This is a genomic window from Rhodococcus aetherivorans, from assembly GCF_025722975.1.
Classification (GTDB): domain Bacteria; phylum Actinomycetota; class Actinomycetes; order Mycobacteriales; family Mycobacteriaceae; genus Rhodococcus; species Rhodococcus aetherivorans.
In genome coordinates this window covers 2,086,451-2,104,564 of record NZ_CP106982.1, presented here as the reverse complement: position 1 = coordinate 2,104,564, position 18,114 = coordinate 2,086,451, and the positions used below count along the sequence as shown (strand labels likewise).

General features: G+C 69.5%; 21 protein-coding genes and 4 tRNA genes. 4 read left to right on the top strand and 21 right to left on the bottom strand.

The features are described from left to right. The 15 genes from OCS65_RS09780 to OCS65_RS09710 all read right to left on the bottom strand — a co-directional run bounded on the left by OCS65_RS09780 (position 1) and on the right by OCS65_RS09710 (position 8,386). Positions 1 to 801, bottom strand: coding sequence for an MlaE family ABC transporter permease (locus OCS65_RS09780; protein ID WP_006931311.1), 801 nt, complete (start codon positions 799 to 801; stop codon positions 1 to 3). A gap of 8 nt (positions 802 to 809) precedes the next feature. Continuing rightward, a complete protein-coding gene (locus tag OCS65_RS09775; RefSeq protein WP_029545069.1) occupies positions 810 to 1,907 on the bottom strand; it encodes an ABC transporter ATP-binding protein in 1,098 nt (365 codons plus the stop codon). 318 nt (positions 1,908 to 2,225) lie between these two features. Then, positions 2,226 to 2,612 (bottom strand): 50S ribosomal protein L7/L12, encoded by a 387-nt coding sequence (gene rplL / locus OCS65_RS09770; RefSeq protein ID WP_006940888.1) that lies wholly within the window; start codon positions 2,610 to 2,612, stop codon positions 2,226 to 2,228. 105 nt (positions 2,613 to 2,717) lie between these two features. Then, positions 2,718 to 3,251, bottom strand: coding sequence for a 50S ribosomal protein L10 (gene rplJ, locus OCS65_RS09765; protein WP_006940886.1), 534 nt, complete (start codon positions 3,249 to 3,251; stop codon positions 2,718 to 2,720). A 372-nt stretch (positions 3,252 to 3,623) separates the two neighbouring features. Then, positions 3,624 to 4,337 (bottom strand): 50S ribosomal protein L1, encoded by a 714-nt coding sequence (gene rplA / locus OCS65_RS09760; protein ID WP_006940876.1) that lies wholly within the window; start codon positions 4,335 to 4,337, stop codon positions 3,624 to 3,626. 127 nt (positions 4,338 to 4,464) lie between these two features. Beyond that, positions 4,465 to 4,899, bottom strand: coding sequence for a 50S ribosomal protein L11 (gene rplK, locus OCS65_RS09755; protein WP_003937618.1), 435 nt, complete (start codon positions 4,897 to 4,899; stop codon positions 4,465 to 4,467). Positions 4,900 to 4,969: 70 nt separating this feature from the next. Continuing rightward, on the bottom strand, positions 4,970 to 5,797 hold the full coding sequence (gene nusG / locus OCS65_RS09750) for a transcription termination/antitermination protein NusG (RefSeq protein ID WP_231772627.1): 828 nt from the start codon (positions 5,795 to 5,797) through the stop codon (positions 4,970 to 4,972). Between the two features lie 46 nt (positions 5,798 to 5,843). Continuing rightward, on the bottom strand, positions 5,844 to 6,269 hold the full coding sequence (secE, locus tag OCS65_RS09745) for a preprotein translocase subunit SecE (protein WP_050035600.1): 426 nt from the start codon (positions 6,267 to 6,269) through the stop codon (positions 5,844 to 5,846). A gap of 32 nt (positions 6,270 to 6,301) precedes the next feature. Continuing rightward, positions 6,302 to 6,374: transfer RNA gene (locus tag OCS65_RS09740), tRNA-Trp, on the bottom strand. 174 nt (positions 6,375 to 6,548) lie between these two features. Next, positions 6,549 to 6,974: a (3R)-hydroxyacyl-ACP dehydratase subunit HadB gene (gene hadB / locus OCS65_RS09735; protein WP_006940870.1), complete on the bottom strand. Its 426-nt coding sequence runs from the start codon at positions 6,972 to 6,974 to the stop codon at positions 6,549 to 6,551. Next, the gene (hadA, locus tag OCS65_RS09730; protein WP_006940869.1) at positions 6,961 to 7,536 is read right to left on the bottom strand and encodes a (3R)-hydroxyacyl-ACP dehydratase subunit HadA; all 576 of its coding nucleotides are present in this window, start codon (positions 7,534 to 7,536) and stop codon (positions 6,961 to 6,963) included. Before hadA ends, hadB begins: the two co-directional genes overlap by 14 nt. Positions 7,537 to 7,623: 87 nt before the next feature. After that, entirely contained in the window at positions 7,624 to 7,791 is a 168-nt protein-coding gene (rpmG, locus tag OCS65_RS09725; RefSeq protein WP_003937613.1) for a 50S ribosomal protein L33, read from the bottom strand. Between the two features lie 58 nt (positions 7,792 to 7,849). Then, a tRNA-Met gene (locus OCS65_RS09720) sits at positions 7,850 to 7,925 on the bottom strand. 44 nt (positions 7,926 to 7,969) lie between these two features. Continuing rightward, positions 7,970 to 8,042 (bottom strand) — tRNA-Thr (locus OCS65_RS09715). A 258-nt stretch (positions 8,043 to 8,300) separates the two neighbouring features. Next, positions 8,301 to 8,386, bottom strand: a tRNA-Tyr gene (locus OCS65_RS09710). A 147-nt stretch (positions 8,387 to 8,533) separates the two neighbouring features. Between OCS65_RS09710 and OCS65_RS09705 the strand changes: the two genes are divergently transcribed. Further along, entirely contained in the window at positions 8,534 to 9,025 is a 492-nt protein-coding gene (locus OCS65_RS09705; RefSeq protein ID WP_006940864.1) for a YajQ family cyclic di-GMP-binding protein, read from the top strand. A 12-nt stretch (positions 9,026 to 9,037) separates the two neighbouring features. Here the strand turns inward: OCS65_RS09705 and htpX are convergent, their stop codons facing one another. Together htpX and OCS65_RS09695 are read right to left on the bottom strand one after the other, a co-directional pair. After that, the gene (gene htpX / locus OCS65_RS09700) at positions 9,038 to 9,898 is read right to left on the bottom strand and encodes a zinc metalloprotease HtpX (RefSeq protein ID WP_006940863.1); all 861 of its coding nucleotides are present in this window, start codon (positions 9,896 to 9,898) and stop codon (positions 9,038 to 9,040) included. Positions 9,899 to 10,006: 108 nt separating this feature from the next. Further along, complete coding sequence (locus OCS65_RS09695) at positions 10,007 to 11,053, bottom strand: polyprenyl synthetase family protein (protein ID WP_006940861.1); 1,047 nt, start codon at positions 11,051 to 11,053, stop codon at positions 10,007 to 10,009. Between the two features lie 137 nt (positions 11,054 to 11,190). On the opposite strand from OCS65_RS09695, the gene OCS65_RS09690 reads away from it, so the two are divergent. Continuing rightward, the gene (locus OCS65_RS09690) at positions 11,191 to 12,462 is read left to right on the top strand and encodes a geranylgeranyl reductase family protein (protein ID WP_029545078.1); all 1,272 of its coding nucleotides are present in this window, start codon (positions 11,191 to 11,193) and stop codon (positions 12,460 to 12,462) included. A gap of 22 nt (positions 12,463 to 12,484) precedes the next feature. Here the strand turns inward: OCS65_RS09690 and OCS65_RS09685 are convergent, their stop codons facing one another. From OCS65_RS09685 to menD, 4 genes are all read right to left on the bottom strand, one after another. Further along, on the bottom strand, positions 12,485 to 13,183 hold the full coding sequence (locus OCS65_RS09685) for a demethylmenaquinone methyltransferase (protein ID WP_029545080.1): 699 nt from the start codon (positions 13,181 to 13,183) through the stop codon (positions 12,485 to 12,487). 16 nt (positions 13,184 to 13,199) lie between these two features. After that, positions 13,200 to 14,342 carry a glycosyltransferase family 4 protein gene (locus tag OCS65_RS09680; protein ID WP_065922307.1) on the bottom strand — a complete coding sequence of 381 codons (1,143 nt, stop codon included), beginning with the start codon at positions 14,340 to 14,342 and terminating at the stop codon, positions 13,200 to 13,202. A 75-nt stretch (positions 14,343 to 14,417) separates the two neighbouring features. Further along, positions 14,418 to 14,831 (bottom strand): DUF3592 domain-containing protein, encoded by a 414-nt coding sequence (locus tag OCS65_RS09675; RefSeq protein WP_043802286.1) that lies wholly within the window; start codon positions 14,829 to 14,831, stop codon positions 14,418 to 14,420. 7 nt (positions 14,832 to 14,838) lie between these two features. After that, complete coding sequence (gene menD, locus OCS65_RS09670) at positions 14,839 to 16,458, bottom strand: 2-succinyl-5-enolpyruvyl-6-hydroxy-3-cyclohexene-1-carboxylic-acid synthase (RefSeq protein ID WP_006940852.1); 1,620 nt, start codon at positions 16,456 to 16,458, stop codon at positions 14,839 to 14,841. 150 nt (positions 16,459 to 16,608) lie between these two features. On the opposite strand from menD, the gene OCS65_RS09665 reads away from it, so the two are divergent. Both OCS65_RS09665 and OCS65_RS09660 read left to right on the top strand, forming a co-directional pair. Beyond that, entirely contained in the window at positions 16,609 to 17,196 is a 588-nt protein-coding gene (locus tag OCS65_RS09665) for a flavin reductase family protein (RefSeq protein WP_029545089.1), read from the top strand. A 35-nt stretch (positions 17,197 to 17,231) separates the two neighbouring features. Then, positions 17,232 to 18,080: a siderophore-interacting protein gene (locus tag OCS65_RS09660; RefSeq protein WP_006940848.1), complete on the top strand. Its 849-nt coding sequence runs from the start codon at positions 17,232 to 17,234 to the stop codon at positions 18,078 to 18,080. Positions 18,081 to 18,114 lie beyond the last annotated feature (34 nt).

Below are 18,114 nucleotides of genomic sequence, written 5' to 3'. Positions count from 1 at the left end.
TCAGGATCCCTTCGCCGGAACGATCTGCAGGTACACCATCGTCAGGATCAGGTTCGCGAAGAACAACAGAAGGAAGGTGATGACGACGGTCTGGTTGACGGCCTCGCCGACCCCCTTCGGTCCGGCACCGGGGTGCAGGCCCTTGTAGGCCGCGACGACGCCGGCGATGACACCGAAGATCGCCGCCTTGATCTCGGCCACGTAGAGGTCGGGCAACTGGGCGAGGGCCGAGAAGGACGCCAGGTAGGCGCCCGGGGTACCGCCCTGCAGGATCACGTTGAAGAAGTAGCCGCCGGCGATGCCGACGACGGAGACGAGTCCGTTGAGCAGCAGCGCGATGAGAACCATCGCGAGCACGCGCGGGACCACCAGGCGTTGCACGGGGTTGATGCCGAGCACCTCCATGGCATCGATCTCCTCGCGGATGGTGCGCGATCCGAGATCGGCGGTGACCGCGGAGCCGGCCGCGCCGGCGATCAGCAGCGCGGTCACGATGGGACTGCCCTGCTGGATCACGGCCAGCACGCTGGCGGCGCCGGTGAACGACTCCGCGCCGAGCTGCTTGATCAGCGACCCGGTCTGCAGCGAGACCACAGCGCCGAACGGGATTGCCACGAGGGCGGTGGGCAGGATCGTGACGCTCGCGATGAACCACGCCTGCTCGATGAACTCGCGGAACTGGAACGGCCGGCGGAAGGTGTTCCGCACGACGTCGACGAACAACTCGACGATGTTTCCGGCCTGGGTGAGTGCACCGTGTATCGGACGCACGAACGAGCTGGTGCCCGATCCGACCCCCATGTGTGCTCCTAGCTTCTGTGGCGGGCGGACTCGTCGTACCCGTGACCGGGGTACGCCGGGATGACCTGCGTGTCGTCGTCGCGGAAGGAATGCTCGGGGTAGGCCGGCGCGGCGTGCGTCCCGCCGGTCTCCTCGAAGGACTCGAGGATGGCCTGCTGGGCGGCCTCGGGCAGGGTGTGCAGGATGTGCCGCACGCGCTCCTGCCGGCGGGCGACGGCCTGCCGCTCGGGCATCCCCGGGGTGGCCTTCATCTGCGGCACGATGCCCTCGACGTCCTCCACCCCACCGGCGTGGTGCCCGGCGTCGACGAGGGCCTGCTCCTGCGCCATCGTCGCCTCGTCCTTCTCCTCCGACATCCCGATCGGCCCGATCATCGTGCCGTTGAGGAACTGCTTGACCACCGGCTCGTCACTGGTGAGCAGCACCTCGCGCGGACCGAACATCACCAGCTCCCGACGGAACAGCATCCCGATGTTGTCCGGCACCGTCCGCGCCAGGTTGATGTTGTGCGAGACGATCAGGATCGTCGCGTCGATCTCGGCGTTGATGTCGATCAGCGTCTGGCTGATGTAGGTGGTGCGCACCGGATCCAGCCCCGAGTCCGGCTCGTCGACCAGGATGATCTGCGGATCGAGCACCAGCGCCCGCGCCAGCCCGGCCCGCTTGCGCATGCCGCCGGAGATCTCGCCGGGCAGCTTGTCCTCGGCGCCGAGCAGACCGACGAGCTCGAGCTTCTCCATCACGATCTTGCGGATCTCGGACTCGGACTTCTTGGTGTGCTCGCGCAGCGGGAACGCCACGTTGTCGTAGAGGTTCATCGACCCGAACAGCGCACCGTCCTGGAACAGCACCCCGAACAGCTTGCGGATCTCGTAGAGCTCCTTCGAGGAGCACTGCAGGATGTCGGTGCCGTCGATGACGATCGAGCCCCGCTCCGGCCGCAGCAGACCGATCAGCGACTTGAGGAACACCGACTTGCCCGTACCCGACGGGCCCAGCAGCGCCGACACCTCACCCGCCGGCAGCGTCAACGTCACGTCCTGCCAGATCCGCTGAGACCCGAAGGACTTCGTCAACCCCTCGACAGCTACTTCGACTCCCACCATTACCTCCGCACGGCTCGATGCTGTTCCCCACTGTGGATTGCGTCACTGTAGCGCATCGAAGTGTTACCTGTGACACGGGATCCTACTAGCGAGTAAGAACACAGGTCAACTCGGGCATAACCCCCTTCGATCAGGGGTATGACCTGCGCTTATGCCGTCCCCGTGCGGCACCGACGTCAACTTAGCGCGGATGGTTTCCGCGCGCTCGGCAAACCGGTCACGAATGCGCGAAAAGGCCGCTGCCCACGGACGTGAGTCCGTGGGCAGCGGCCTTGCCGAAGCGCTCGACCGCGGTGCGGTCGGGCAGCCGGGTTCGTCTTACTTGACGGCGACCTTGGCGCCGGCCTCTTCGAGCTTCGCCTTGGCAGCCTCGGCGGCATCCTTGGCGACCTTCTCCAGGATCGGCTTCGGAGCACCCTCGACGAGGTCCTTGGCCTCCTTCAGGCCGAGGCCCGAGACGATCTCACGGACGACCTTGATGACCTGGATCTTCTTGTCGCCGGCACCCTCGAGGATGACGTCGAACTCGTCCTGCTCGGACTCGGCCTCGGCGGCGGCGGCCGGGGCACCGGCAGCGGCGACGGCGACCGGAGCGGCAGCGGTGACCTCGAAGGTCTCCTCGAAGGCCTTCACGAACTCCGAGAGCTCGAGGAGGGTCAGTTCCTTGAACGCGTCGAGCAGCTCTTCGGTGGTGAGCTTCGCCATGGTGGCGGTCCTTCCTTGTGGATCCCATGTCGCTGATCCGCGACCGGATGGGATGCGCGCCGGGGCGCGCGGGGTGGGTGGGTCAGTGATTCGCGATGGTGCGGATCAGCTTGCGGCAGACTCCTGGTCCGCCATCTTCTCCTGCAGAGCGGCCGCGAGACGGGCCACCTGCGAGGCAGGAGCATTGAACAGGCCGGCGGCCTTTGCCAAGTTGCCCTTCATCGCGCCGGCGAGCTTGGCCAACAGCACCTCGCGGGACTCGAGGTCCGCGATCTGGTTGACCTGATCCACGGACAGCGCAGCGCCGTCCATGTAGCCGCCCTTGATGACGAGCGCCTTGTTGTCCTTCGCGAAGGTCTTCAGGGCCTTCGCAGCGTCGACCGGCTCGCCCTTGATGAACGCAATGGCGGTCGGTCCGACGAACAGGTCGTCAAGGCCCTCGACGCCCGCCTCTGCGGCGGCGCGCTTGACCAGGGTGTTCTTGGCGACGGAGTAGGTGGCACCCTCTCCGAGAGCGCGTCGCAGCTGCGTCAGACTGGTCACCGACAGACCACGGAACTCCGTGATCACGGCGGCCGTCGAGTCCTTGAACTGCTCGGTGATCTCCGCAACCGCAGAAACCTTCTCAGGCTTTGCCATACTTCGCCTCCTCTCAGTAACAGTCGTTTTCCCGCTCGGGAAGTTCCACTCGAAATCCGCAAAATGCAAAACGCCCCGGTGCAGGGCACACGGGGCGTACAGAGAGAAAGACGGCATCGCAACCGATGTCGTATCTCCCCTACCTCGTCCTCCTGCGTGGGCCGCCGGGCAATCCCGGACCTTCAACCGAGTCCGCGAGCGGATCCGGTGACCAACGGTCTTGGGTAGAACATGATCGGGGTGAAGATCGGCACGCGCCGAACTCCGCAGGCAAGCGTACCCGACCGGATGTGCGGACGCAAAACGGCCGGCACGGAGCAGTTCCGTGCCGGCCATTTCGTGCGCTGACCGCGAAGACTGGAGACCAGCCTCCTACTCGGCGTCCTCCAGGAGGTTGCGAGTGCGCGACGGGTCCACCGGGATGCCCGGTCCGGTGGTGGTCGCGATCGTCACCTTCTTGACGTAACGCCCCTTCGCGGTGGACGGCTTCGCGCGCAGGACCTCGTCCAGGGCGGCACCGTAGTTCTCCACCAGCTTCGCGTCGTCGAACGACGCCTTGCCGATCACGAAGTGCAGGTTCGAGTTCTTGTCGACGCGGAAGTTGATCTTGCCGCCCTTGATGTCGGCGACAGCCTTGGCGACAGCCGGGGTGACCGTACCCGTCTTCGGGTTCGGCATCAGGCCGCGCGGACCGAGGACACGCGCGATGCGGCCGACCTTGGCCATCTGGTCCGGGGTCGCGATCGCGGCGTCGAAGTCCAGCCAACCGCCCTGGATCCGCTCGATCAGGTCCTCCGCGCCGACGGCGTCCGCACCCGCGGCCTCGGCCTCGGCGGCCTTCTCGCCGACCGCGAACACGATGACGCGGGCGGTCTTACCGGTGCCGTGCGGCAGGTTGACCGTGCCGCGGACCATCTGGTCCGCCTTGCGGGGGTCCACACCGAGGCGCATGGCGACCTCGACGGTGGCGTCGTAGTTCTTCGACGAGGTCTCCTTCGCGAGCCGAGCGGCCGCGAGGGGGCTGTAGAGCGTCGAGGCGTCGATCTTCTCAGCGGCGGCGAGGTACGCCTTGCTGCGCTTTGCCATTGTTCTGTCCTAACTTGTCACCGGAAGGTGAATGGTTCGGTCGTGGTTGTCGAGCCTGGCCGGCCCTCCCACGGGTTCCTGCTCCGGGGCTTCGTCAGCCCTGCGGTGTCACAACGCGTCGCGGCGCTCAGCCCTCGACCGTGATGCCCATCGAACGCGCGGTGCCGGCGATGATCTTCGCGGCAGCCTCGACGTCGTTGGCGTTCAGGTCTTCCTGCTTGGTCTTGGCGATCTCGCGCACCTGGTCCATGGTGACCTTGGCGACCTTGGTCTTGTGCGGCTCGCCGGAGCCCTTCTGCACGCCCGCGGCCTTCAGCAGCAGCTTGGCGGCCGGCGGGGTCTTCAGCTTGAAGTCGAACGAGCGGTCCTCGTAGACCGTGATCTCGACCGGCACGACGTTGCCGCGCTGCGACTCGGTCGCGGCGTTGTACGCCTTGCAGAACTCCATGATGTTGACGCCGTGCTGACCCAGGGCGGGGCCGACCGGCGGAGCCGGGTTGGCCTGACCTGCCTGGATCTGGAGCTTGATGAGCCCGGCAATCTTCTTCTTCTTCGGGGGCATCTCTATTCCTAGTTTCTTGCTCGGTGTGGTTCTTGCGTACTGCTATCGCAAGCTTGAGTGGGTCGGACCCTCAGATCTTCGACACCTGGTTGAAGGACAGCTCCACCGGGGTCTCACGACCGAAGATCGACACCAGGACCTTGAGCTTCTGCTGCTCGGCGTTGACCTCGCTGATCGAAGCCGGCAGCGTCGCGAACGGTCCGTCCATCACGGTGACGGACTCGCCGACCTCGAAGTCCACCTCGATGGCGGGCTTGACGGCGGTCGCGGCGCCCTCGGCGGTCGTGGCGGCGGCTGCGGCGGGCTTCTTCTTCGCCTGCTGCGGCAGCAGGAACTTCACGACCTCTTTGATCGTCAGCGGCGACGGGCGCGAGGTGGCACCCACGAACCCGGTGACGCCGGGGGTGTTGCGCACCGCGCCCCACGACTCGTCGTTCAGCTCCATGCGCACCAGGATGTAGCCCGGCAGGACCTTGCGGTTGACCTGCTTGCGCTGGCCGTTCTTGATCTCGGTGACCTCTTCGGTGGGCACCTCGACCTGGAAGATGTACTCGCTCAGGTCCAGGTTCTGCACGCGGGTCTCGAGGTTGGCCTTGACCTTGTTCTCGTAGCCGGCGTAGGAGTGCACGACGTACCAGTCGCCGGGCTCGAGCCGCAGCTGCTTCTCGAGGGCCTCCGCCGGATCGACCTCCTCGGCCGGTGCCTCTTCGGCCGGTGCCTCTTCGGCCTGTGCCTCCACGGGCGCTTCGGGCTCGTCGCCGGACGTCTCGTCGGTTTCGATGCCCGCCTCTGCCGACTCGTCGGCCGCGTCCGCGGTCACGGAGTCGTCAACAAAGACCTCGTCCGAAACGCGCTCTTCGGCCGAGGGCTCGTAGGAGTCGTTCTCGGGGGTGCTCACCGGGCACTTTCCTCTCGTCGATCACATTCGCCGGCACGCTGACGCGCTAACCGAACAACCAGCTGACGCCCTTCACGAACGCCAGATCCAATCCAAAGATGAGCGCGGTCATGACCGCCACGAAGACCACGACGACGGTCGTGTACGTGACCAGCTGCTTGCGATTCGGCCAGATCACCTTGCGGAGCTCGGCGAGGACCTCACGGAAGAAGCGCCGCAGGCGCTTGAAGATGTTCTCCGTGCCCTGGGCACCGGAGCGGGAGGCGGACTTGGCTGGCGCCTTCGAATCGGGCCGCCGGGTGGCAGCCACCGCGGTCGACGCGGGAGCGGCCGAACGCTGCTGGGACCTCTTGCCGGTGGGAGCAGCGGACGCGGAGGAAGCGTCGGGGGTCGCGTCGGTCGCCGATCCGGCGTCGACAGGGTTGGAAGTCCCTGCAGTACCGCCGTCGCGCTTACCGCGCTCCTCGCTCACATCGTTCCTCTCGGTCGCTGGCCGTCCGGGGGCAGGGGCGACAGGACTTGAACCTGCAACCTGCGGTTTTGGAGACCGCTGCTCTGCCAATTGAGCTACGCCCCTTTGGTCGATGCCTCCGCCGGGAACCGGCGTTTCGATCGACCCATCTGCGACCACATGACATGCGCGCCACCCCGCGGACCGTGGAGGTCCTCGAGAGCAGCGCGCTGCGCTATGCGATCCCAGAAGTCTTAGTGTACTTCATAGCCCCGGGACAAACCCAATCCGCCCGGCCGGTCAGGCCAGACGGACCGTTGCCGTGGCCCGCCCGAAGATCTTACGCCCTTCGGACTTTGCCACGATCGCGACCACTGCTGTCTTGCTGTCCGCGTCCACCGACTTGACCTTGCCGGAGAACTCCACCTCGGCGGCCCGATGGGCCTCGACGTAGACCGGACTGGTGAACCGAACGTTGTACTCGGTCACCGCTCCTGGGTCACCGAGCCAGTCGGTGACGAAGCCGGCCGCGATGCCCATGGAGAGCATGCCGTGGCCGACCACATCGCGCAAGCCGGCGAGCTTGGCGACCTCGTCGCTCCAGTGGATCGGGTTGGGATCACCCGATACACCCGCGTAGTTCACGAGGTTGCCGCGGGTGAGCGTGACCACCCGCGCGGGCAGCTCCTCCCCGACCGAGACGTCCTCGAACCTACGGAGCGACATGCATCATCACATCCTTGACTGCGTGGGCGATGTTCTCGTCCACCTCGCCACCGGTGCGGCCCACCAGGGTGGTCCACGTGGTCATCACGACGTTGTCGTGCTGATCCGTGATGATGTTCTTGGTGGTGATGATGTCGCTGCCGGCGGCCTGACGGAAGTCGTCGAGGTACACGTCGCAGAACAGTCGATCGCCCACCTGGATGGGCCGGTGGAACACCAGCCGCTGGTCCGTCTGCATGATCTGGCTGAGGTCGTATCCGGTGACGACCTCGTCGAACAGCTTGCGCTGGGCGATCATGCCGACGATGGAGACGAAGGTCAGCGGAGCGACGAGGCCGTCGTAGCCGAGGCCCTTGGCCGCTTCCTCGTCGTGGTGCGCCGGATTGTTGTCCAGCACGGCACGCGCGTACTCGCGGACCTTCTCGCGCCCGACCTCGTAGAAGTCCTCGACACGATAGTGATGGCCGACCATCGAGGCCGCATGTGCCGCTGCATCGAACTGGATCCCGGCCTGTTCGGTGCCGTCCACGACCGATTCTTCACTCACGGATATGCCCGTCATACGCAAAACTCCCGCAAATTCGCCCGGACGCCGGCCGGCGTGGGCGAGTTTGCGGAGAGCTCACGCGTCGACGTCGACCCTGTACGACTACTTCGACTCGCGGTGGGCGCGATGAGTGCCGCAGTTGGGGCAGAACTTCTTCAGCTCCAACCGGTCGGGGTCGTTGCGACGGTTCTTCTTCGTGATGTAGTTGCGGTGCTTGCACACCTCGCAGGCCAGGGTGATCTTCGGCCGAACGTCGGTTGAGGAGGCCACGGGATGCCTTCTTTCGCGTCAATCTGATCAACGACGATCAGGGTGGTTCATTCAACTTTGGTAGCGGTGACCGGACTTGAACCGGCGACGCAACGATTATGAGTCGTTTGCTCTACCAACTGAGCTACACCGCCTCGGTGTCGAGTGTCGCGAACAACGGCGGCACCACAATCCAGCGAGCCCCCTGACGGAATCGAACCGTCGACCTTTTCCTTACCATGGAAACGCTCTGCCGACTGAGCTAAGGGGGCGCGACCACCGTGAGCATCTCTGCTCGCTGCGGCCTCCAAAAGATTACACACACTCCTCTGCAGGAACAAAATCAGCAGCTCAGGGGCCATAAATCGGCTTTCCGGCGGCTTCCGCGCGCATCCGGGGAGGTGCTCCCCTGCCCCGCCCCGGCACGGGCCCTGCCCTCGAGCGCCGGCGGGACCCGGCACGGACGACGTCCCGGTACCCGAACGGCTGCAATGCAGAACGGCCCCGATCCGTTCGGATCGGGGCCGTTCTGGTGGCAGGTGTAGGATTCGAACCTACGTAGGCGTAAGCCGACGGATTTACAGTCCGCTCCCATTGGCCGCTCGGGCAACCTGCCGGGCGCGATCGGGACCGTGTCCCTGGCGCGTTTGAAACAATACAACGCACACCCCCCTGTTGTGCAAACCGGGTGGACAGCGGCACTGCGCCACCCGATAGCGTCGGGGCGGCAACCCGTACAGAACCGATCCGAAGTGGAGTGCTCGTGGCTGATTCGTCGTTCGATGTGGTGAGCAAGGTCGACCGGCAGGAGGTGGACAACGCGCTGAACCAGGCCGCCAAGGAACTCGGCACCCGCTTCGACTTCCGCAACACCGGGGCGAGCATCGAGTGGAGCGGCGAGGAGTCCGTCACCCTGACCGCCGACACGGAGGAGCGCGTCAATGCCGCCCTCGAGGTGTTCAAGGAGAAGCTGATCCGCCGCAATCTCTCCCTCAAGTCATTCGACGCCGGCGAGCCCACCCAGTCCGGCAAGGTCTACAAGATCAGCGGATCTCTGGTGCAGGGCATCAGCACCGAGAACGCCAAGAAGATCTCCAAGCTGATCCGCGACGAGGGCCCGAAGGGTGTCAAGGCGCAGATCCAGGGCGAGGAGCTGCGCGTGAGCAGCAAGAAGCGCGACGACCTGCAGGCCGTGATCGCACTGCTCAAGAACGCCGACCTCGACATCGCGCTGCAGTTCGTCAACTACCGGTAGGCCCCCGGGGCGCTACCCGCCGCGGGCCATGCGCTCGAGCCGGTCGATGCGCTCGGCCATGGGCGGGTGGGTCGAGAACAACCGGCTCACCCGCTCCCCCGCCCGGAACGGGTTGGCGATCATCATGTGCGACTGCGCGGCGATCCGGGGTTCGGGCGGCAGCGGCGCCGCCTGGGTGCCCCGCTCGAGCTTGCGCAGCGCCGACGCCAGCGCCAGCGGATCGCCGGTGAGTTCGGCGCCGGACTGATCCGCCTGATACTCGCGCGAGCGCGACACGGCGAGCCGGACGACCGTGGCCGCGATGGGCCCGAGCAGCGACACCAGCAGCAGAGCCAGCGGATTGGTGCCCTGGTCGCGGTTGCCGAACATGTTCGCGAACAGTGCGAGATTCGCCAGCCCCGAGATCACCGCCGCCATCGCCCCGGCCACCGACGAGATCAGGATGTCCCGGTTGTAGACGTGCGACAGCTCGTGCCCGAGCACGGCGCGCAGCTCCCGCTCGTTCAGGATCTGCAGGATTCCGGTGGTGCAGCACACCGCCGCGTGGCGGGGATCGCGGCCCGTCGCGAACGCGTTGGGCGCATTGGTCGGGCTGATGTACAGCCGGGGCATCGGCTGATGGGCCGTGGTCGCGAGCTCGCGCACGATCCGGTACACCACCGGCGCCTCCACCTCGGTGATCGGTTGGGCGTGCATCGCACGCAGCGCCAGCTTGTCGCTGTTGAAGTACGCGTAGGCGTTCATCCCGACGGCGAGAACGATCGAGCCGATCAGGATCGTCGGGTTCCGGAACAGGGCGCCGATGAACACGATGAGGGCGGACATCCCGATGAGGAGCCCCGCCGTCTTCAGCCGGTTCGCATACCCGTGCACGTCACGCCTCTTCCCGATTCGTCGATCTTGCTCGAATGTTCAACGAAACAGGGCGGGGAGCGGGTTCCCCACCGTCACTCCCCGCAACGGCCGTCCCGGCTTCCGGGTCTACCCCACGCGCGCAATCGTGTAGTCGACGAGCCGTCGCAGGGCCTCGTTCGCCGGTCCCGACGGCAGCGACGCCAGCTCCGCGCGGGCCTTGTCCGCGTACTCGCCCAGCGTCCGCTTCGCGGCGGCCATCCCCGGCGACCGTGCCAGCAGCATCAGGGCCTCGTCGACGGCGGCCTCGTCCTCCACCGGCCCGGCCAGCAGTTCCCGCAGCCGGTCGGCCTCGGGTCCGGACTCGCGGAAGGCGTAGAGCACCGGTAGGGTGTGGACCCCCTCACGCAGGTCCGTTCCCGGAGTCTTGCCGGACTCCACCGAGGCCGACGAGATGTCGATGATGTCGTCGGCGATCTGGAACGCGGTGCCGACGGCGTCGCCGAGCCGTTCCAGTTGTGCGATCTGTTTCGCATCCGCGCCGGAGAACGTCCCGCCGAACCGCCCGCTCGTCGCGATCAGCGAGCCGGTCTTCTCCCACACCACCTTGAGGTAGTGCTCGACCGGGTCGCGTTCCTTCCCGGTGCCGATGGTCTCTCGCATCTGCCCGGTCACGAGTTCGGCGAACGTCTCGGCGATGGTCCGCACGGCGTCGGGGCCGAGGGTCGACACCAGCCGCGACGCGTGGGCGAACAGGAAGTCCCCGGCGAGGATGGCGACGCTGTTGCTCCACCGCGCGTTGGCGCTGGGCGCCCCCCGGCGCATGGTGGCCTCGTCCATCACGTCGTCGTGGTACAGCGTGGCCAGGTGCACCAGTTCGACCGCGGTCGCCGCCGTGACGACCGCCGCATCGTCGGGCTCCGGCCCGAGCTGGGCGGTGAGGAGCGTGAACAGCGGACGGAACCGCTTGCCGCCGGCCTTGGCGAGATGCAGCGCGACCTCGGTCAGGAAGTCCTCGCCGTCGGACAGCTCCGAGATCAGCAGTTCCTCGACCCGGGCGAGGCCGTCCCGGACGGCGGCCGCCAGGACCGGATCGCCGAGGTCCACCCCGGCCACCACCGTGTCCGACGTCGCGCCGGACGGACCGGCGGACTGCGCCGCCCCTTCAGTGCTCACGATGAGATACCCATCCTGTTCTGTCGACCCGGCTGTTGCTGTCCGCTGTCGAATCGGCTCCACGGTAGTGAACCTAGCCGCTCCGCCGGGCGGCTACCTCCCCGAGGCACCGAAGCCGTGCCTGGAAAGATGGAGCCGTGGTGGCAGAACACGCTGCGTCCGAACCGCGGCACAACCTTTCCGAGATCCCCGACCGTACCGACGTGCTCGTCGTCGGCGCAGGTCCCGCAGGGTCGGCAGCCGCCGCCTGGGCGGCCCGCGCCGGGCGCGACGTGCTGCTCGTCGACGCCGCGACCTTCCCCCGGGACAAGACGTGCGGCGACGGCCTGACGCCGCGGGCGGTGGCCGAGCTCGACCGGCTCGGCCTCGGCGACTGGGTGCGCACGCGCACCGTCAACCGCGGCCTGCGGCTCGAGGGTTTCGGCCGCAGCCTCGAGCTGCCGTGGCCGTCGGGTTCCTTCCCGGCGCAGGGCAGCGCCGTGCCGCGCACCGAACTCGACGACCGGATCCGCCGGGCCGCCGTCGAGTCGGGCGCCGGTACGGCCGAGGGCGCCAAGGCCGTCGCCGTCGAGCGCGACGAGTCGCGGGTGACCGGTGTGACCTTCGCGACCGCGGGCGGTCGGCGCACCGTCGCGTGCGAGCGGCTCGTCGTGGCGGACGGGGTCCGGTCCCCGCTGGGCAAGCTGCTCGGCCGGCAGTGGCACCGCGACACGGCGTACGGGGTCGCGGCCCGCGCCTACGCCACCTCCCCCCGCAGCGACGACCCGTGGATCACGTCGCACCTGGAGTTACGCGACGACGCAGGCGCGCTGCACCCGGGCTACGGCTGGGTGTTCCCACTGGGTACCGGCGAGGTCAACATCGGCGTGGGCACCCTCGCGACCGCGAAGCGACCGGCCGCCGGATCGCTGCGGCCGCTGATCGAGCTGTACGCGTCGCGGCGCCGCGGCGAGTGGGGCCTCGGCGAGACCACCCGCGTGGCGTCGGCGCTGCTGCCGATGGGCGGTGCGGTGTCCGGGGTGGCGGGCCGGAACTGGGCCCTGATCGGTGATGCCGCGGCGTGCGTGAACCCGCTCAACGGCGAGGGCATCGATTACGGCCTCGAGGGTGGGCGGCTCGTCGCCGGCGTCCTCGACGCGGACGACCTCACGCAGCTGTGGCCGGCTCTGCTGCGCGAACGCTACGGCCGGGCGTTCTCCGCGGCCCGGCGGCTGGCCGGCCTGCTGACGCTGCCGCGGTTCCTGCCGGCCACCGGGCCCGTCGGGATGGGCTCGACGGCGCTGATGACGGTGGCCGTCCGGGTCATGGGCAACCTGGTCACCGAGCGCGACGAGGATCTCGTCGCGCGCGCGTGGCGGGCCGGGGGCGGCGCGTCGCTGCGGTGGGACCGCCGGCCGCTCTTCGCCTGACCCCGCCGGCCGAACGGTGCGGTCAGCGCACCGCCCGGTGCAGGGCCACGATCCCGCCGGTGAGGTTGCGCCATTGCACCGACCGCCAGCCGGCGGTCTGGATCCGCTCGGCGAGCTCGGCCTGCGTGGGCCACGCGCGGATCGACTCGGCGAGGTAGACGTAGGCGTCGGGGTTGCTGCTGACGGTCCGCGCGACCCGCGGCAGTGCCCGCATCAGGTACTCGAGATAGAGCACGCGCAGCGGGGCCGAGACGGGCGTGGCGAACTCGCTCACCACGAGGCGGCCTCCGGGCTTGGTCACCCGCGCGATCTCCCGCAGGCCGGCGTCGAAGTCGGAGACGTTGCGCAGGCCGAACGAGATCGTGGCGGCGTCGAACACCGCGTCGGCGAAGGGCAGGCGCATCGCGTCGCCCGCGACCATCGGCACCTGCCGGAACGCGCCCGCCTGCAGCATGCCCTTGGAGAAGTCGGTGGCCACCACCCAGGCGCCGGACCGGCCGAGCTCCACCGTCGACACCCCGGTGCCGGCGGCGAGGTCGAGGACCCGCTCCCCCGGCTGCAGGTCCAGTGCCGCCCGGGTGGCGCGCCGCCAGCTGCGGTCCTGCCCGAAGGACAGCACGGTGTTGGTGATGTCGTATCGCTGGGCGACGCCGTCGAACATCGACGCGACCTCGCGCGGATCCTTCGCGAGCGAGGCCCGCGACCCGTGAGTAGTTGCCACGGTCGAAACGTTACCGCTACGCGCTGCGCCGCAGCGTGCCCGGCCGGACCGAGCAGACCTGTTCGTAGTGCCCGAGCAGTTCGTGGCACACCGCGGGCCAGGTGCGGCCGAGGACGCTGCGCCGCGCGGCCGCGCCGAACCGGTCCCGCAGCATCGGATCGGCGAGCGCGCCCACCGCGCCCGGCAGCAGCTCGGCGAACCCGTCGACCGGCAGCCGGTACCCGTTGCGGCAGTGGGCGACGAGATCGCGCGGGCCGCCCGCGTCGGGTGCGATCACCGGGACGCCGCTGGCGAGCGCCTCCTGCACGGCCTGGCAGAACGTCTCGTGCTCGCCCGGGTGGACGAACACGTCGAGGCTCGCGTAGGCGTCGGCCAGCGCGTCGCCGCCGAGGTGACCGGTGAACACCGCCCCGGGCAGGAGCGGTTCGAGACGGGCGCGCTCCGGGCCGTCGCCGACGACGACGAGCCGGTAGCGGGGGTCGGCTGCGAGGCCTGCGAGTCGTTCGACGTGCTTCTCCGGGGCGAGCCGCCCCACGAAGCCCACCAGGAGCCGGCCGTCGGGCGACCATGTCCGGCGCAGGGCGGCACTGCGCCGGGCCGGGGTGAAACGCGCGGTGTCGACGCCCCGCGCCCAGCGGTGTACCCGCGGGACGCCGTGTGCGGCGAGGTCCGCGGCGGCCGCCGTCGAGGGTGCGAGGGTGCGGTCGCACGCGCGGTGGATTCGGCGCGTCCACTGCCAGGCGGCGCGGGCCGCGAGCCCGAGCCCGTAGCTGGACGCGAATCCGGCGACGTCGGTCTGGTAGACCGCGACGGTGGGCAGGTCGAGCCGGCGAGCGGCGCCGAGGCCGCCGGCGCCGAGCAGGAACGGCGACGCCAGGTGCACGACGTCGGGGGCGAAGCCGCGCAGGATGCCGGTGAGCGCCGGCTGCGGCAGGCCCACGGGCAGGGAGCTGACCTTCGGGACGTGCACCGCCGGCACGCGGTGCACCGGGATCCCGTCGTGCTGGGTGGGGGCCGGGGGCTGTCCGGCGACGGTGTCGGGAGCGACGACCAGGGCCTCGTGGCCGTGGCGGTCGAGGTGCTCGAGCACGCGCAACACCGAGTTGGTGACGCCGTTGACGTTCGGGAGGAAGGATTCCGCGACGATGGCTACTCGCACCGGTCCAGCATCGCGGCGCGGCCGGTCGGTGGGAAGTGGCCGAGGTGTCCGCCGGGCGAAGTTCCGGCGAATCTTCTAGGCCGCGGCGGCGCTGCGCCGGCGGAGATAGGTCAGCACGGGGGTCGCGATCAGCCAGGTCACCACGATCACCGAGGCCGCGGGTACGAGTGCGACGCGCACGTCACGGCCGGTGACCCGCACGAGGTCCGGGTCGGCGCGGGAGTATTCGACGGCGATCCGCTGGCCCGCGGTCAGACCCGTGGGGTACAGCACGCCGAGTTCGGGGTTGTGGGTGACGCCGTCGGGGGTGACGAAGCTGATCGCCGAGCGCAGCGAGCCCGCGGAGAGCACCTCGGCGGTGGCGGTGCCCATGTCGGAGCCGATGAGGTGATCGTTGCGCCACGCGCCGAGCACTAGGATCGCGGTGAGCACCGAGATGCCGACGGCGACGGCGAGTACCGCACGACGTGCCTTGTCGATCCCGCTCATGCGTCCGTCACAGCTGGGCACGCACGGCCGCGTGCAGTTCCCGCAGGCCGGAGCGGTCGGTGATCACCTCGAGCACCCGGATGCCGCCGGTGGGCGCGGTCCGGTCGGCCAGCGCGGCCGTCAGCGCGGACAGGTCCACCCGCTCGTGCGGCACCCGGTAGGCGGCGCACAGCGCGGCGAGATCCATGCCGTGCGGAGTGCCGAACACGCGCTCGAACACGCCGGCGTACTGCGGGTCGCCCTGCTCGAGCAGCTCGAAGATGCCGCCGCCGTCGTCGTTGGCGACGACGACGGTCAGGTTCTGCGGGCGCGGTTCGGCGGTGCCGATCAGCAGGCCGGACGCGTCGTGCAGGAACGTCAGGTCGCCCATCAGGGCGACGGTGCGGCCCTGCTGGTAGGCCAGGGCGGCGCCGACGGCGGTCGACACGGTGCCGTCGATGCCGGCGACGCCGCGGTTGGAGAGCACCTTCACCCCGTCGCGGGGGTAGCTCACCAGCGCCGCGTCGCGCACCGGGTTGGAGGCGCCGAGCAGCAGCTGGTCCCCGTCGCGCAGCGCGTCGGTGACCGCCGCCGCGACGTGCAGTCCGGTCGGCTTCGGGTGGGCGTCGAGCTGGGCGCGCACCGCCTTGTCGGTGTGGGCGGACAGGTTCCGGCAGCGGTCCAGCCAGGCCGGGTCGGGACTGCCGGTGACGACGGCGCGCGTGCCGGTGGCGAGGACGTTGCCGGACACGTCGGGCCAGCGGGGGCCGGTGGTGAGCGCGTACACGGCCACCGCCGGGTCGGCGAGCAGCTTGGACACCGGCCGGTGCAGGGTGGGCCGGCCGGTGATGATCGCCTGCCGCGGCTTCAGCTGCGGCAGCGCCATCGGGTGCAGGGGGACACCGTGGAGCGGCGCGGTGGGTTCGGCCACGGTGGGCAATTCCGACAGCTCGGGCCGGTAGGCGGAGCCGTGGCCGGAGATCACCACGGTGTCGGCGGTGATGTCGAGCTCCATCGGCACGTCGAGGGTGGCGTGCACGGTGGTGGTCCAGGCGCTGCCGTCGGGGCGGCCCTCGGGGACCGGGCCCTGGGGGTGGACGTCCGGGACGAGCGGCTCGCGTAGCGGGATGTCGAAGTGGACGGGCCCGGCGTTGCCGGAGCGGGTGCCGCGGGCGGCGGCGAGGACGCGGCTGACCGCGGAGCGCCACTCGCTGTTCTGCTCGATCCCTTCGGCCAGGCCGAGGCTGATGGTGGCGCGGACCTGGGTGCCGAACATGCCGAGCTGTTCGACGGTCTGGTTGGCGCCGGTGCCGAGGAGCTCGTAGGGGCGGTTGGCGCTGAGCACCACGAGCGGCACCCGAGCGTAGTTGGCCTCGAGCACGGCCGGCGCGAGGTTGGCGACGGCGGTGCCGGAGGTCATCACGACGGGCACCGGCCGGCCGGAGGCGACGGACAGCCCGATCGCGAGGAAGCCGGCGGTGCGTTCGTCGATGCGCATGTGCAGCCGCAGCCGGCCCGCATTGTCGGCGGCCTGCAGCGCGAAGGCCAGCGGCGCGTTGCGCGAGCCGGGGCACAGCACGACGTCGCGGACGCCGCCTCGGGCGAGTTCGTCGACGACGGCGGTCGCCTGGGCGGTGGACGGGTTCACGGCACCCAGAGTAGTGCCCCGGGCGGTACGCCCCCGATGCCCCGGGCGGTACGCCCCCGATGCCCCGGGCGGTACGCCCCCGATGCCCCGGGCGGTACGCCCCCGATGCCCCGGGCGGTGCGGGACGAGGGTCACAGCAAGAATGGGGCGATGCGCACCGTCTTCGATCCCACCGAGCTGGGCACCGGCCGCTTCTACCGACTGATGACCGCCACGATCGTGCCGCGGCCGATCGCATGGGTGTCCACCGTGTCGGCGGACGGAGTGCCCAACGTCGCGCCGTACAGCTTCTTCACCGTCGCCGCGGTCACGCCGCCGGTGGTGCAGTTCACCTCGGTCGGGCGCAAGGACAGCCTCCGCAACATCGAGGAGACCGGCGAGTTCGTGATCAACGTCGCAACCGTGCCGCTGATGGAACGGGTCAACGCGACGTCGGCGGGCTTCGCGCACGACGTGGACGAGTTCGCGGCGGTGGGCTTGCGGCCCGAGCGCAGCGAACGGGTCCATCCGCCCCGGGTCGCGGAAGCGCCGGCGGCGATCGAGTGCACCCTGCACCGGGTGATCGAAGTCGGGGACTGCTTCGTGGTGATGGGCGACGTGGTGGCCGTGTCGGTTCGGACCGACGTGCTGGCCGAGGACGGGATGCCGGACTTCGCTGCTCTGGCGCCGGCGAGCCGGCTGGGTCGCAACGAATGGGGCCTCACCCCCGCGGTGCGCCACCTCGACCGCCCCGAATGATAGGTTAGCCTCCGCTAATTTCAACGGAGGTTCGTATGGCCGTGCGCACCAAGACCACCCGCATTGCCCCGGCGAGCCGCGAGATCGTCACCGGCCGGGTGCTCGCCACCGAACGAATCGGGCCGAGCTTCGTGCGGGTGACCGTGGGCGGCGCGAACGTCGGGCGGATCGCACCCATGGGGTTCGACCAGTGGTTCCGGCTGTTCTTCCCGGCCCCCGGCCAACGGTCGCTGACACTGCCGGCCACGGCGGGCCCGCAGTGGTGGCCCGAGATGCGAGCCATGCCCGAGGCCGTCCAGCCGATCCTGCGCAACTACACGATCCGTCGCTACCGGGAGGCGGGCGCGGGCCGGTACGGCGACACGGCCGAACTGGACATCGACTTCGCCACCCACGGCGACACGGGACCGGCATCGCAGTGGGCGCGCACCGCGCAGCCGGGCGCCGAACTGGCGCTGCTGGACGAGGGCATCATGTACCACCGCCCCACCGAGGCGCGCTGGCAGATCCTCGTCGCCGACGAGAGCGCGCTGCCCGCGATCGCGGGGATCCTCGCGTCGTCCGCCGGGCGGCACCACGCGGTGCCCACCGAGGTGTTCGTGGAGGTGGACGATGCCGGCGACGTCGCCGCCCAGGAGATCGTCCCCGGCCCGGGCGTCCGGCTGCACACGGTGGTGCGGCCCGGGCGGCACGCGCCGCCCGGGCCGCACGTGCTCGAGGCCGTGCGGGCCGGCGCGCTGCCCGACGGGCCGGGATACGCGTTCCTGGCGGGCGAATCGGGACTCGTGACGTCGCTGCGCCGGCACCTGGTGCGGGAGCGGGGCCTCGCGAAGTCCGCCGTGACCTTCACCGGCTACTGGAAGTTCGGCGCCGCCAGTTATTGAGGGTGCGCCGCCAGTTATCGAGGGTGGTGTCTTT

Excerpts from the sequence above, each read along its gene's own strand:
- OCS65_RS09660 (WP_006940848.1), top strand. The coding sequence starts at position 17,232 with ATGGCCGTGCGCACCAAGACCACCCGCATTGCCCCGGCGAGCCGCGAG.
- hadB (WP_006940870.1), bottom strand. The coding sequence starts at position 6,974 with ATGTCGCTCCGTAGGTTCGAGGACGTCTCGGTCGGGGAGGAGCTGCCC.
- OCS65_RS09775 (WP_029545069.1), bottom strand. The coding sequence starts at position 1,907 with ATGGTGGGAGTCGAAGTAGCTGTCGAGGGGTTGACGAAGTCCTTCGGG.
- rplL (WP_006940888.1), bottom strand. The coding sequence starts at position 2,612 with ATGGCGAAGCTCACCACCGAAGAGCTGCTCGACGCGTTCAAGGAACTG.
- OCS65_RS09780 (WP_006931311.1), bottom strand. The coding sequence starts at position 801 with ATGGGGGTCGGATCGGGCACCAGCTCGTTCGTGCGTCCGATACACGGT.
- OCS65_RS09665 (WP_029545089.1), top strand. The coding sequence starts at position 16,609 with ATGCGCACCGTCTTCGATCCCACCGAGCTGGGCACCGGCCGCTTCTAC.
- rplK (WP_003937618.1), bottom strand. The coding sequence starts at position 4,899 with ATGCCCCCGAAGAAGAAGAAGATTGCCGGGCTCATCAAGCTCCAGATC.
- hadA (WP_006940869.1), bottom strand. The coding sequence starts at position 7,536 with ATGACGGGCATATCCGTGAGTGAAGAATCGGTCGTGGACGGCACCGAA.
- OCS65_RS09675 (WP_043802286.1), bottom strand. The coding sequence starts at position 14,831 with ATGAGCGGGATCGACAAGGCACGTCGTGCGGTACTCGCCGTCGCCGTC.
- rplJ (WP_006940886.1), bottom strand. The coding sequence starts at position 3,251 with ATGGCAAAGCCTGAGAAGGTTTCTGCGGTTGCGGAGATCACCGAGCAG.
- rplA (WP_006940876.1), bottom strand. The coding sequence starts at position 4,337 with ATGGCAAAGCGCAGCAAGGCGTACCTCGCCGCCGCTGAGAAGATCGAC.